The organism is Allopontixanthobacter sp., from assembly GCF_034376665.1.
Lineage (GTDB): Bacteria > Pseudomonadota > Alphaproteobacteria > Sphingomonadales > Sphingomonadaceae > Allopontixanthobacter.
In genome coordinates this window covers 1-13,529 of the sequence record NZ_JAXMJI010000005.1, presented here as the reverse complement: position 1 = coordinate 13,529, position 13,529 = coordinate 1, and the positions used below count along the sequence as shown (strand labels likewise).

Here is a 13,529-nt window from a genome sequence, read left to right as displayed (position 1 = left end):
CGCTGGACGCCGGCCAATTACGTATCCCGCTCGGCGATGCGGCCCAGACGTTTGAGCAGCGGGTTCGCCATCGGCACGGTCAGCATTGTGCTGGCCACCGCCATCAGCAGCAGCGCAGTGAAGGTGCTGCTGGAAATGATCTGCTTGTCCAGCAACACGTTGGCAAAGATGATCATGATCAGCGCCTTGGTCTGGAGCAGCCACCCGATCAGCTGCGCTTCGCCGCGCTGCCAGCGCAGGATCCGCCCTGCCGCCGCGAGGCCAAGCAACTTGCCGCCGACCGACGCCGCCAGCAGCACCGCCGCCGCGCTGAACACCGCCGCCCCGCCGCCTTCCCACTGGGTGCGCAGGCCGGTGGACAGGAAGAACACCGGCATGATGGTGAGCAGGATGATCTGGCGGAACCGGTCCATCGCCTCGTGCCCGAACCACCGTGCGTCCAGCACCGTCCCGGCCAGGAATGCGCCGACCATGTAATGCAGCCCGGACCAATCCCCCGCCAGCCCGCACAGCGCCAGCCAGATCAGCCCGATCGGCCAGCGGTCCGCTTCCTGCACCAGCACCATCAGCTTGCGGATCAGCCACGCCGCGATGATGAACCCCGCGAGGAAGGCGATCTGCCGTCCGATCCGCTCCCAGTCGAGCAGGATCAGGGCCAGCACACCCCAGATCGCGATATCGTCGAGACTGGCATAGCGGAGGATCCGCTGGCCTAGAGCGGTGCGCAGGATTTCCAGCTTTTCCATGAACAGCACCAGGATCGGCAGGGCGGTGACCGCACAGGCCATGCCGATGCCCAGTACCACCTGCCACGCAGCGCCTTCCGGCCCCCGCCAGCTGTCCGACCAGCCCATCAGCAGCAATCCGGCCAGCGATCCCAGCACCAGCGGCACGCCGAGCGCGAGACCCGCGGTAATGCCCGTTTCCCGTCGGTGTCGCCATGCCTGCGACAAATCCAGTTCAATCCCCGCGATCCAGACGAACAGCATCACCGCCCACCAGGCGACCCCGTTCAGCGCGGTGATTACGTCCGGGCGGAATACGAAGGCGTAGTAATCGGGAAAGGCTGCCCCGATCACCCCGGGGCCGAGCAGGATTCCCGCCACGATCTGCACCACCACCAGCGGTGCCCAGGCGTCGCTGCGGAGAAGCCGCCAGACGAGCCACGGCACCGCCAGGATGATCAGCAAGGCGATCAGGTAAACTTCGGTGACTGTCATGGTTTCCCCGCCCGTTCGGCGCTTATTACCGGCGGCACGGGGCAATTCAAGCGGCATGGCCGTGAATAGCGGGCACTATCCCGCAAAGGGGCATTGACGCGGGCACGCGGCTGGGCAAAAGCGATCGCTGTCGCCGGGGTTCGCATGATTCCCGGCCATATCACGGGAGAGATCGCGGGCTGTAACAGGCTCTCGGCGCCGAAGGAGCAACCGCCCCGGAAACTCTCAGGCAAACGGACCGTGATGTGGCAGATACTCTGGAAAGCGAGTTGCGGCCCAAACCGGGATCGTTGCTCCACCGAAGGGGTAATCCTGCCGTTCCTTCTTGCCGAAGGGATGCCAGGTAAAACTCTCAGGTATTCCCGACAGAGGGGGCGTGGTGAAGGTGGTTCCCTTGGGGGAGGCGCCGCCATGTCTGTCAGGAATTCATGCGTGAGCGAAGATCAATCCGAAACCCATCCAGACGATCTGCCGGAACAGCAGGTGCTGCCGCTGGACGCATGGCACCGCGCGCGTGGTGCGCGCATGGTCGAATTTGCCGGTTACCAGATGCCGATCCAGTACACGGGCGAAGGCGGCGGTATTGTTGCCGAACACGAATGGACCCGCAATCACGCCGGACTGTTCGATGTCAGCCACATGGGCCAGTTGGTCCTCGAAGGCCAGAACGCCGCCGAAGCGCTTGAGGCGCTGGTGCCGGGCGACATCTCCGCGCTGAAGCCGGGCCGGATGCGCTATTCGCTGCTGCTGGATGAAAATGGCGGTATTCTCGACGATCTGATCATTACCAATACGGGCGAGCATCTTGCGCTGGTGGTCAACGGCGCCGTCAAATGGGACGACATCGCCCATTTGCGCGAACATCTGCCGGATGCAATCACGCTGACCCATAATGCCGACCTTGCGCTGCTGGCGTTGCAGGGCCCGGAAGCGGGCGCCGTGCTGGACGGGCTGGTCCCCGGAACAGGCGCGCTGACGTTCATGACAGCCGCTGCGTTCGCGTGGAACGACACGCCCCTGTGGGTCAGCCGCGCTGGTTATACCGGTGAGGACGGCTTCGAGATTTCGATTGCCGCCGACATGGCGGAGGCGCTGGCCGATGCGCTGGTGGCTGACGACCGGGTCAATCCCGCCGGCCTCGGCGCGCGCGACAGCTTGCGGTTGGAGGCGGGCCTGCCGCTTTACGGCCACGACCTCGGTCCTGAAACCGATCCGGTATCGGCGGGCCTGTTGTTCGCACTGAGCAAGAGCCGCCGCGAGACGGGCGGCTGGATGGGCCATGCGGCAATCGCGCGGGTACTCGCTTCGGGCCCAGCCACAAAGCGCGTCGGCCTGGTGGTGGAGGGCCGCCTGCCCGCCCGCGAAGGCGCGCCGGTGTTCGCGGGTGACCGGCAGATAGGCCGCGTGACCTCGGGCGGCTTCTCGCCAACACTCGGCTATCCCGTTGCCATGGCCTATATCGATGCCGAACACGCTGCGGGCGGCACGCGCGTACAGATTGAAGTCCGCGGCAAACGGCTGGATGCGCAGGTCGCGCCGATGCCCTTCGTCCCGCATCGCTATTATCGAGGAGACCCCAGATGAGCCGATATTTTACCGAAGAGCATGAATGGATCGATGTCGAAGGTGATACCGCAACGGTCGGGATCACCGATTACGCGCAGGAACAATTGGGCGATATCGTGTTCGTCGAATTGCCCGATGTCGGGACCTTGGTGGAACAGGGCGGCGATGCGGCCGTGGTCGAATCGGTCAAGGCAGCGAGCGACGTCTATGCGCCCATTTCGGGCGAAGTCACCGAAGCCAACGGCGCGCTGGAAGATGACCCGGCACTGGTCAATACCTCGCCCGAAGAAGACGGCTGGTTTTTCAAGCTGACCATCAGCGACAAGAGCGAGCTGGAAGGCCTGATGGACGAGAAGACCTATGGGGTGTTCGTCGAAGGGCTTTAGGTAAGTAGCCCCATCCTCTTCAGAGGAGGGGCGTTAGGAGAAACAATGCGTTACCTGCCTCTGACCGATGCCGACCGTTCGGCGATGCTCGAAGTGATCGGCGCGCCCGACGTGGACGCATTGTTCGTCGATGTGCCGCCTGAGGCGCAGCTCGACGGGCCGATCCACGGTCTGCCGATGCATGCAAGCGAAATGGCGGTCGAACGGCACATGGCGGGTCTGGCGGCCCAGAACATGGCCGCGTCGAGCGTGCCGTTTTTCCTCGGTGCGGGGGCCTACAAGCATCACATTCCGGCCAGCGTCGATCACATCATCCAACGCGGCGAATTCCTGACCGCCTATACGCCTTACCAGCCGGAAATCGCGCAGGGCACGCTGCAGATGCTGTTCGAATTCCAGACCCAGGTCGCACGGCTGTATGGCTGCGCGGTGGCCAACGCGAGTATGTATGACGGCTCGACCGCCTGCTGGGAAGCGGTGGCGATGGCGGGGCGCGTAACCAGGCGCAGCCGGGCGGTCCTGTCGGGCGCGCTGCATCCGCATTATACCAATGTGGTCAAGACCATGGCCAAATTCACCGGTGACACGATTGCCGATGCGCAGCCCGCAATCCAGCCGAAAGCCGACAATGCGGGCCTGATATCGCGGATCGATGACCAGACGTCCTGTGTGGTGGTGCAATATCCCGACATCCTCGGCCGTCTGCCCGACTTGCAGGAAATTGCCGATGCTGCCCATGCCAGGGGCGCGCTGCTGATCGTGGTAAACACCGAACCGGTGGCGCTTGGTGCGATCACCTCCCCGGGCGAGCTCGGCGCGGATATCGTTGTGGGCGAGGGTCAGTCGATCGGTGTCGGGCTGCAGTTCGGCGGGCCGTATCTCGGCCTGTTCGCGGTGCGCGATCCCAAGCATGTCCGGCAGATGCCCGGCCGCCTGTGCGGCGAGACGGTTGATGCGGAGGGCAAGCGCGGCTTCGTGCTGACCCTGTCCACCCGCGAACAGCATATCCGGCGCGAGAAAGCGACCAGCAACATCTGCACCAATTCGGGCCTCTGCGCGCTGGCCTTCAGCGTCCACATGACCCTGCTGGGTGAGAAGGGCCTGCGCGCGCTGGCGACGGAAAATCACCGGCTTGCCTGCATTGCCGCCGACACGCTTTCCGCACTGCCCGGCGTGCGCCTGCTCAACGATGCGTTTTTCAACGAATTTACCCTGCTGCTGGACGGCGACGCACGGCAGATCGTCCGCGATCTGGCTGCAGAAAACGTGCTCGCGGGGGTTTCGCTCGGGCGGCTGTATCCGGGCCATCCCGAATTGTCCCGCGGTCTGCTGGTGGCGGTGACTGAAACCACCACCGAAGACGATATTCACGCCCTCGCGGCGGCGCTGAAGGGGAAGCTCCAATGAACGCTCCGAACAAAAGCGGCTGGAAGCCCGAGATGACCGCCGATGGCGAGACGATCGGCGGCCCCGCGACCTATACCGGCAACCGCGCGCTGATGCTGGACGAGGCGCTTATCTTCGAGATTGGCGACAGAAATACCACCGGCGTCGATCTGCCGGAACCGGACACGGCCACGCCGAACCGTCTTGGCGGGATGGAGCGCGCTGCCGCTATCGGGCTGCCCGGCCTGTCCGAACCGGAAACCGTGCGGCATTACACGCGGCTCAGCCGGCAGAATTACGCCATCGACCTCGGCCTGTTCCCGCTCGGCAGTTGCACCATGAAGCACAATCCGCGGCTGAACGAGAAAGTCGCCCGGCTGCCCGGTTTTGCCGATCTGCACCCGATGGCACCCACCTCCACCACGCAGGGCGCGCTCGGGGTGATTTACGAATTGGCCGAATGGCTCAAGACGCTGACCGGGATGCCCGCCGTGGCGATGAGCCCCAAGGCCGGCGCGCATGGCGAGCTGTGCGGGATCCTCGCGATCCGTGCGGCGCTGGAGGCGCGCGGCGATGCGCGCAAGGTCGTGCTCTGCCCTGAAAGCGCGCATGGCACCAATCCGGCCACCGCCGCCTTTGCCGGATACGAAGTGGAGAATATCCCTGCCACGCCCGAAGGCCGGGTGGACCTCGCGGCTCTGGAAGCCCGCTTGGGGCCCGATGTTGCGGCGGTGATGATCACCAATCCCAACACCTGCGGATTGTTTGAGCGGGATTTCCGCAAGATTGCCGATGCGGTCCACGCGGCGGGCGCTCTGGTTTACTGCGACGGGGCCAATTTCAACGCCATCGTCGGCCGGGTGCGTCCGGGCGATCTCGGGGTCGATGCGATGCATATCAATCTGCACAAGACCTTCTCCACGCCCCATGGCGGCGGCGGGCCGGGCAGCGGTCCGGTGGTTTTTTCCGCAGCGCTCGCGCCCTTCGCGCCGCTGCCCTTCGTGGAAAAAACCGCCACTGGGTACGAGCTGGTGGAGGAAGAAACGGCGGGCGAGCATCACCAGCAGAGTTTCGGCCGGATGACCGCCTTCCACGGCCAGATGGGCATGTTCACCCGCGCGCTGACCTATATGCTCAGCCACGGCGCGGACGGGCTGAAGCAGGTGTCGGAAGATGCGGTGCTGAATGCCAATTACATCCTGCGCAGCCTCGAGGACGTGTTGTTTGCACCCTATGCGGACAGCGGCCCGTGCATGCATGAGGCGCTGTTCGGGGACAAGGGCTTCGCCGAAGGAATGACCACGCTGGATCTCGCCAAGGGGCTGATCGACGAAGGCTTCCACCCAATGACGATGTATTTTCCGCTGGTGGTCCACGGCGCGATGCTGGTCGAACCGACGGAAACCGAAAGCAAGGCGGCGCTCGATCAGTTCATCGGCGCAATGCGCAGTGTGGCAAGCCGCGCGATTGCCGGGGACCAGTCGCTGAAGACCGCACCGCATTACGCCCCGATGCGGCGGCTGGACGAGACGCTGGCTGCGCGCAAACCGGTGCTGGCATGGACCGATCCGGCGCTGGCCTGACGCCCCAGCTTTCAGAACAGCCTTGATTAGTTACGCCTAAACCGCTTTCCTTTGCCGGGGGGCAATTCATGCCGGCAAGTGGTTCAGGCACCTATCTCAAACGGGGATGGCGCAACGTCCGGGAAGCAGGGACGCAGCGCCTCGCGCTGACCGGGCTGTTGCTGCTCGCTGCGCTGTTGCTGGCGCGGTTCAGCTGGAACCTGCCGGGGCTTGCCGATGCCGAGGCCTATCTGTTCGACGGCCGCAGCTACGACACCGCAGAGCAGGTGGAACAAGACCCGCGCATCCTGATGGTGGTCTATACCGATCAGACGCTGATGAACCTCCAGAAGCGCTCCCCGCTGGACCGCGGGCTGCTCGCGAAGGCGCTGCGCAATCTCGATTCGATGGGTGCCAAGGCGATCGGGATCGATATATTGTTCGACCAGCCGCAGGAGGAAGACGCCGAATTGATCGCGACGCTGCGCACGATGCGGACTCCGGTGTCTGTCGCCTACGCCGCGACGGCGACGAACCAGGACGATATCATCTATGAACAGCAGCAATATCTGGAAAACTTCCTCGGCCAGCTGAAGGGGAGCAACGCGCGTCCGGCCAGCATCCGGCTCGACAACACCAGCGGCGTCACGCGGATCTGGCCGAGCATCGAACCGGGCCTGCCGCCGGTTCTGGGCCGTGCGATGCTGGAAGATGCTGGCGAAAGCGGCAAGACCATGCCAGGCTACACCGGCGCAATCCAGTACCGGCTGCCCGCGGTCGAGGGGGCACCGGTGATAGCTTCGCTGCCGATCGACCTGTTCGCCGATCCGGAAATGGTGCCGCTGATGGCCGAGCAAGTCGCTGGAAAATATGTTCTGATCGGCGGCGACCTGCTCGATTTCGACCGGGTCGATACGACCTTCTCCGCCACCGGGGACGAGGGTTTGACGCAAAGCACGGTGCCCGGGTTGCAGGTCCATGCCGAGATGATCGCGCAGATGCTGGACGGCCGGCAATTGCCGAGGCCGCCGCCCGTCACGCTATGGCTGCTGGCTACCTTCGTAGTGCTGGCCGCGACGCTCAGTGCCTTGCTCGAATGGCGGGACTGGAAGGTGTATCCGCTGCTGGGTGCGCAATTCGCGCTGTTTCTGGGTCTGCCCTATCTGCTGCAGGCGAACGGGATCGATACCTACGGGTTTCCGGCGTTCGGCCTGGTGGTCGGCTGGATCATCGCCTTTACTGCGGTAACCTCCGCCGCACGGGCCTCTGGCGCAGTGCAGCGCAATTTCGCGCAAGGTGCGCTGGGAAAATATCTGCCGCGGGAAATGGCCCAGGAAATCATCGAAAACCCCGAACTGCTCGCCCTGCACGGCGAGAAGAAGTCGATCTATGTCCTGTTCAGCGACCTCGAAGGCTTCACCAAGATGAGCCATGCGATCGAACCCGAAATGGTCGCGAAACTGCTCAACCGGTACCTCGAAATGCTCAGCCAGGTTGTGCTCGACCACGGCGGGGTGATCGACAAATTCGTCGGCGATGCAGTGGTCGCATTCTGGGGCGCGCCGATCGCCAAGCCGGATGATGCCGAACGTGCCGCCCGCGCCGGCTATGCCATCTGGCAAGCGGGCGAGGCGTTTCGGGCCGAGGTGGCGGCGATGGACGCCAAGCTGCCCAAGGTCGGCAAAACCCGCGTCGGCCTGCACTACGGGCAGGCGGTGGTCGGCAATTTTGGCGGCGAGAACCGGATCCAATATACCGCGCTGGGGGACAGCATGAACACCGCCGCCCGGCTCGAAGCCGCCAACAAGGCGCTCGATTCCAGTGTCATGGCCAGCCGCGAATTCGCCGACCGAACGCCGCTCGACTGGTGGCGGCCGATGGGCCGGATCACGCTGCGCGGACGGGCGCAACCGGTCAACATCATGGAACCGGCCCCGGATTTCCCGGCGAAAGATCGCAAGGTGCTGACCCAGGCGATGATCCTCGCCGATTCGGGCGGCAGCGAGGCGCAGGAACTGGTCAGGACGCTGGTTGCCAAGCACCCCGATGACAAGGCGCTAGCCAATCTGCTATACCGCCTCCAGAATTTGAGCGGGGGGAACACCTATGTCCTTGGTTAGAAATTTCTCGATCGGTACGGCCCTTGCTATTGCATCGCTGACGGCGGTTATTCCGGTTGCCGCATCAGCCGAAGTGGTCGTGGCATCCAGCGGCCCTTCCGCAGGACAATTCCCGGTCGGCAGGAAGCTGGGCGCAAGCGAACAGATCACTCTCAAGGCGGGGGACACGGTAACCGTGCTGGGCAGCGCCGGAACGCGCGTCATCAGTGGAGCCGGAAACCACCGGGTGGGGGCACGCGGCGCAGCGAAGCGGTCGACGTTCGCCACCCTGACCCGCCAGCGCGACGCGGCGCGGGTACGGACCGGGGCGGTGCGGGGCGACCTGACCGGAGCCGCCGTCACGCGGTCCAACCTATGGTATGTCGATGTCACCCAGTCTGGCACTATGTGCATTGCCGATGGCATGGCCGTTCAATTGTGGCGTCCCTCAGCCGAGGGCGCACCGACCTATAGGGTTGGCAATGCATCCGCGACCGGCGACATGTATTTGGCGTTCGCGGAAGGTTCGACTGCAACCGACTGGAACCTCGCCCAGATGCCGGTGGAAGACGGAGCCAGCTATACAATCGCCGCGCCGGGCGGTGGCTCCGTGACCGAAGTAACTTTTGCGGTTCTCGAGACCCAGCCGGACAATCCCGAAGATCTCGCCGCCGCCTTGATTGCCAAGGGCTGCACCGGGCAGCTGGAGCTGCTGTCGTCGGCGCTGATGTGAAGACTCTCCTTCCGGCGGATGTTCCGGAGGGACCGAAAACAAAATAACTCGAGCGGTGCAAACGCCGCAGGTCGCATGAAATTCTACGGCCCCGCACCGGGGCGCGGCCCGGCTGCCACGGCAGCCGAGGGTGGGGGGAATGCGAATGCGGATCGAGAGCGGCCGGACTATTTTCGCCGCATGTCAGTTGGCAAGGCCGGTTTTTGCCGTCACTGTCCGGTCGGGGATCAATCATGCCCATAGGGGAGGGCAATGACGTGATGCGACACGCTGACAAGGCGCGCCTGGCAGGTTTGGTCCCGCCATGGTCGCTGCCAATTGTCCTCCCGTTTGTACTGGCTGCATTTCTTCTGGCGGAAAATATCGGAGCCTCCGTTGCCCAGGCGGCCAATGGGAGCGCCCGCTTCGAAGGCGTTGCGACCTGCGCCGGATCGACCTGCCACGGCCGCGCGGAAGGCAATGGCGCAGTCGTCCGCCAGGACGAGATCGCCAGCTGGCAGGAACCCTCCTCCTCCACCGGCGCCCATAGCCGCGCCTATGCTGCGCTTGCCAGCCCGCGCGGCAAGAAGATCGCCGTCAATCTCGGACTCGGCGCAGCGACCTCGGCTCCTGCCTGCCTTGGCTGCCATGCGACCTATGTCGCACCGGCCAATCAGGGACCGCGGTTCCTGACCTCGGACGGGGTCGGCTGCGAAACCTGCCACGGTGCCGCCTCAGGGTGGATCGCCAGCCATTACGCGGTGCCGGCAACGCATGCGTCCAACGTCGCGAATGGCCTGGTGCCGCTAGAACGCCCGCAGGTTGCGGCAAAGGTTTGCATCGATTGCCATTTCGGCAGCAGCGACACTGGGCAATTCGTCAGCCATTCGATGATGGCGGCGGGCCATCCGCGGGTGGCGTTCGAACTCGACCTGTTCACCGCGCTGCAGCAGCATTACGACATCGATGCGGACTATGTCGCCCGCAAAGGCCGGCCGAGCAGCGTGCGGATGTGGGCTGTCGGTCAGGCCGAAGCCGTGCGCCGGTCCACCGATCTGTTCGCGCAGGACCGGTTCGGGACCCAGGGTGTATTCCCCGAATATTATTTCTACGATTGCCACAGTTGCCACCGCGGCATCCAGGACGGGCCGCAGGCGAACCGGACGTTCGAAACCAATCCGGGGCGGCCGATCCCGTTCGGTCTCGCGCCCTACAATGACGAGAACATTATCATGCTGTCCGCTGTTTCGCGGGCATTGGTACCGGGCCGGGCTGCTGCCTTCGACATGGCGAGCAAGGATTTTCACCGAGCGATGGGGCAGGGCCGGCCGCAAGCCGCGGCTGCGGCGCAGAAGCTTCGCGGCGAGGCGGCGGCTCTGTCCGACGCACTGGCGCAGCGTAGCTACGGCGGGGATGATGCGTTCACCGTGGTGGCGACGATTGCAAGCACGGTGACCACGCCGCGCTTCACCGATTATGCAGGATCCTCGCAAGCGGTGATGGCGGTCGATACGCTGCTTAATGCGATGGTCCGCGAAGGACGGATCACGGTGGGTGCCGCAGCGGGCATTCGGGCGAACATCAACCGCGCCTACGATGCCGTGCGCACACCGGAAACCTACCGCCCCGCGCAGTTCCGCTCCGCCCTCGGGCAGGCGACTAGCGCGATCGGAGCGCTTCGCTGATGGGCCGACTTTTAGGCAATTTCAGCTGTCTGGCCGGGGCCTTGGCCTTGGCTGCGTGCGGCGGCGGCGGTCCAACCGACTCGCCGGTCGGCGGCGGTCCTGCGCCCACACCCACTCCGCCCGCGTCCGGCAGGCTGTTCGCCGATCCGGCACCAGAAGCGCTTTCCGCCGCCGATGTCCAGCGCGTGCTGGCGCAGGCGATCGGGGAGGCGCGCACCCGGGGGCTGCCATCGACCATCGCGGTCACCGACCGGGTGGGCAATGTCCTCGCGGTGTTCGCGATGACCGGCGCTCCGGCCACCACCACTCTTAGCCGCAAGCAGATTGGCGGCACCGCCGCGCCCGGCCAGGGTATCGGATTGCAGGGAGCCGAGGTGCCGTCCACCGCCGCCGCCATCGCCAAGGCCATAACCGGCGCTTATCTGTCGAGCGGGGGCAACGCCTTTTCCACCCGCACCGCCAGCCAGATCGTGCAGGAACATTTCCCCCCGGCGCCTACGACCGTCGGGCTGGAAAGCGGGCCGCTGTTCGGAGTGCAGTTCAGCCAGCTGCCCTGTTCTGACCTCAGCCAGCGGTTTGTCATGGGCGGCGGCGCGGGTGCCTTCCTCGGCCCGAAGCGCTCTCCGCTCGGCCTGGCTGCCGATCCCGGCGGTTTCCCGATCTACAAGAACGGCGTGGTCGTGGGCGGCATCGGGGTGTCGGGTGACGGCGACTATGGCTTTGACGCCAACATCCTCGACCGTGTCGCCGATGCGGAAGAAGCGATCGCGCTGGCCGGGATTCAGGGCTTTGCGCCGCCGATCGAGATTACCGCAGACCGCATTCCGGTGGACGGGACGAGCTTGCGCTTCAGCGACATGACCACTGCCGACATCGGTCCGCTGACCACCAGTTTCGCATCGGTCAGCGGCGAGGGCGCGCTCGTGGCGGTGGCGGGATATAACGACGGATCGATCTGGTCCGGCACCACCTATGGCAGCGAGACATCGGGCATTCGCGCCAGCACCGCGGCGGAGTTCGCGAGCCGCGACGCCTGGGTGCTGACCGACGGCGCGGGCAATAACCGTTATCCGATCCGCGGCGGCACTGACGGAGCGGCTGCGCTGACCGCTGCGGAGGCGCGCGCAATTCTCGAGGAAGCCTTCGCCGTGCTCTCCCGTGCGCGGGCGCAGATCCGCCGCCCGCTGGACAGCCGGATGCAGGCCTCGATCAGCGTGGTCGATACCAATGGACAGGTCCTCGGGCTGGTCCGGTCACCCGACGGGCCGATTTTCGGCACCGACGTGTCGCTGCAGAAGGCGCGGACCGCGGCGTTTTTCTCCAGCAGCCTCGCCGCGCAGCAATTGCTGGCAGGCTCGGCAAACGTTGCCGCCTATGTCCCACGCGTGCGCAGTTTCCTCGGCGATCCTGCCGCGCTGACCGGTGCGTTCGCCTTTGCCGACCGGTCGGGCGGGAACCTCTCGCGGCCCTATTTCCCAGATGGGGAGATCGGACCGCTGGCAGGCCCGTTCTCGGTAAGCGATCCGTCCACCTTCAGCCCGTTTGCCGTCGGGTTGCAGCTTGATCTGGTGACAGCAGACATTGTGACCCATCTCGGCTTCATCGCCTCCAACGGCGCGGCGGCGGACACGCCCCAGGAATGCACCCAGCTGCCCAATGCCCCGACCGGCACCAAGCGGATCGCCAACGGCATCCAGATTTTCCCCGGTTCCGTGCCAATCTACCGCGGCAATGTGCTGGTTGGCGGCATCGGCGTATCGGGCGACGGGATCGATCAGGACGACATGGCCAGCTTCCTCGGCCTGCATAACGCAGGGCTCAGGGTGGGCGGCATCGGCAATGCGGCACCCGCCATTCGCGCCGACCGGATACAGGTCAATGTGGGTGGCCGCCTGGTACGGCTGCGCTATGTCAGTTGCCCCTTCGCGCCGTTCCTCGACACTGCCCAGCAGAATGTGTGCGAAGGGTTGTAATGTCAGCGGCGTTCCTTCTGCCCCTGGTGCTGCAATCGGTCCCTCCCGCCGAGACCCGGCAGGTGCCGACCCCGGTGCCCCCGACGGAGGTTGAAGCGCCCGCACCCGAAGCAGACGAAGGTGACATCCCGCCGGTCGATCCCGAGATTATCGATGGCCGCCGTCGTCCCGGCTATGTCGGCGAATTGCCCGATGCGGTGACCCAGCGCAACGAAGGCGCCCTGCGCGCTCCGCCGCCGGAAGCTTTCCCGACCGATCAGATTCCGATTCCCGACCGCTGGCGGCTGATCGAAACTCTCGGGGTGGTGAAGGAGCGCTGGTTCGACCCCTACAACCAGAACACCTACAAGGGCGACCGCCCGATCAATCCGGACAAGGTGCCGTGGCTGCCGATCAAGGGGCATGACTGGTTCTTCGTCGCCAATGCGATCAGCGACACGGTGTTCGAACCGCGGACCTTCCCGATACCGGTGGGGGTGCAAACCACCGAAGACCCCGACCGGCTGGACGTGTTCGGCAACGAGGCCAGCATCGTGTTTTCGCAGACCTTCATCCTCGGCGCGGCGCTGCTGAAGGGCAACACCGCCTACAAACCGCCCGATGTCGAATACCGCGCCACCTTCGCTCTCAACGTCAACTATGTTGATGTGCCGGAAAAGCGGGTGCTGTTCGTGGAGCCATCGAAGCCGTCGCACCGACTCGACCACTTCCTCGGCGTGCAGGAACTGTTCTTCGATTACCATATCCGCAACACCTCCGACCGGTTCGATTTCGATTCCGTGCGGATCGGCATCCAGCCGTTCCAGGCAGATTTCCGTGGGTTCCTGTTTCAGGACCAGCAATTGGGTCTGCGGTTTTTCGGCACGCGGGACAACAACCGGTTCCAGTATAATGTTGCGGCCTTCAGGCGGATGGAGAAGGACACCAACAGCGGGCTCAA

9 protein-coding genes, 1 pseudogene and 1 riboswitch are annotated in these 13,529 nt (G+C 64.8%); of the genes and pseudogenes, 9 read left to right on the top strand and 1 reads right to left on the bottom strand.

The window, feature by feature from the left end; translation table 11 throughout:
- Positions 1–17: 17 nt before the first annotated feature.
- On the bottom strand, positions 18–1,220 hold the full coding sequence (locus U0988_RS00700) for a cation:proton antiporter (RefSeq protein ID WP_322290732.1): 1,203 nt from the start codon (positions 1,218–1,220) through the stop codon (positions 18–20).
- Between the two features lie 153 nt (positions 1,221–1,373).
- Positions 1,374–1,471: riboswitch (glycine riboswitch) on the top strand.
- Between the two features lie 181 nt (positions 1,472–1,652).
- On the opposite strand from U0988_RS00700, the gene gcvT reads away from it, so the two are divergent.
- From gcvT to U0988_RS00655, 9 genes and pseudogenes are all read left to right on the top strand, one after another.
- Positions 1,653–2,804 (top strand): glycine cleavage system aminomethyltransferase GcvT, encoded by a 1,152-nt coding sequence (gene gcvT, locus U0988_RS00695; protein WP_322290731.1) that lies wholly within the window; start codon positions 1,653–1,655, stop codon positions 2,802–2,804.
- Entirely contained in the window at positions 2,801–3,172 is a 372-nt protein-coding gene (gene gcvH / locus U0988_RS00690) for a glycine cleavage system protein GcvH (RefSeq protein ID WP_322290730.1), read from the top strand. The genes gcvT and gcvH overlap by 4 nt, the downstream gene beginning before the upstream one ends.
- Positions 3,173–3,217: 45 nt before the next feature.
- Entirely contained in the window at positions 3,218–4,579 is a 1,362-nt protein-coding gene (gene gcvPA, locus U0988_RS00685; RefSeq protein WP_322290729.1) for an aminomethyl-transferring glycine dehydrogenase subunit GcvPA, read from the top strand.
- 32 nt (positions 4,580–4,611) lie between these two features.
- Complete coding sequence (gcvPB, locus tag U0988_RS00680) at positions 4,612–6,141, top strand: aminomethyl-transferring glycine dehydrogenase subunit GcvPB (RefSeq protein ID WP_322290747.1); 1,530 nt, start codon at positions 4,612–4,614, stop codon at positions 6,139–6,141.
- Positions 6,142–6,209: 68 nt separating this feature from the next.
- Positions 6,210–8,240, top strand: a complete 2,031-nt coding sequence (locus U0988_RS00675; protein ID WP_322290728.1) for an adenylate/guanylate cyclase domain-containing protein — start codon at positions 6,210–6,212, stop codon at positions 8,238–8,240.
- Positions 8,227–8,952: a hypothetical protein gene (locus tag U0988_RS00670; protein ID WP_322290727.1), complete on the top strand. Its 726-nt coding sequence runs from the start codon at positions 8,227–8,229 to the stop codon at positions 8,950–8,952. Before U0988_RS00675 ends, U0988_RS00670 begins: the two co-directional genes overlap by 14 nt.
- A 260-nt stretch (positions 8,953–9,212) precedes the next feature.
- On the top strand, positions 9,213–10,616 hold the full coding sequence (locus tag U0988_RS00665) for a multiheme c-type cytochrome (RefSeq protein WP_322290746.1): 1,404 nt from the start codon (positions 9,213–9,215) through the stop codon (positions 10,614–10,616).
- Complete coding sequence (locus U0988_RS00660) at positions 10,616–12,589, top strand: heme-binding protein (protein WP_322290726.1); 1,974 nt, start codon at positions 10,616–10,618, stop codon at positions 12,587–12,589. The genes U0988_RS00665 and U0988_RS00660 overlap by 1 nt, the downstream gene beginning before the upstream one ends.
- Positions 12,589–13,529: pseudogene (locus tag U0988_RS00655) on the top strand (hypothetical protein); the annotation flags it as partial. The gene U0988_RS00660 and the pseudogene U0988_RS00655, both read left to right, overlap by 1 nt.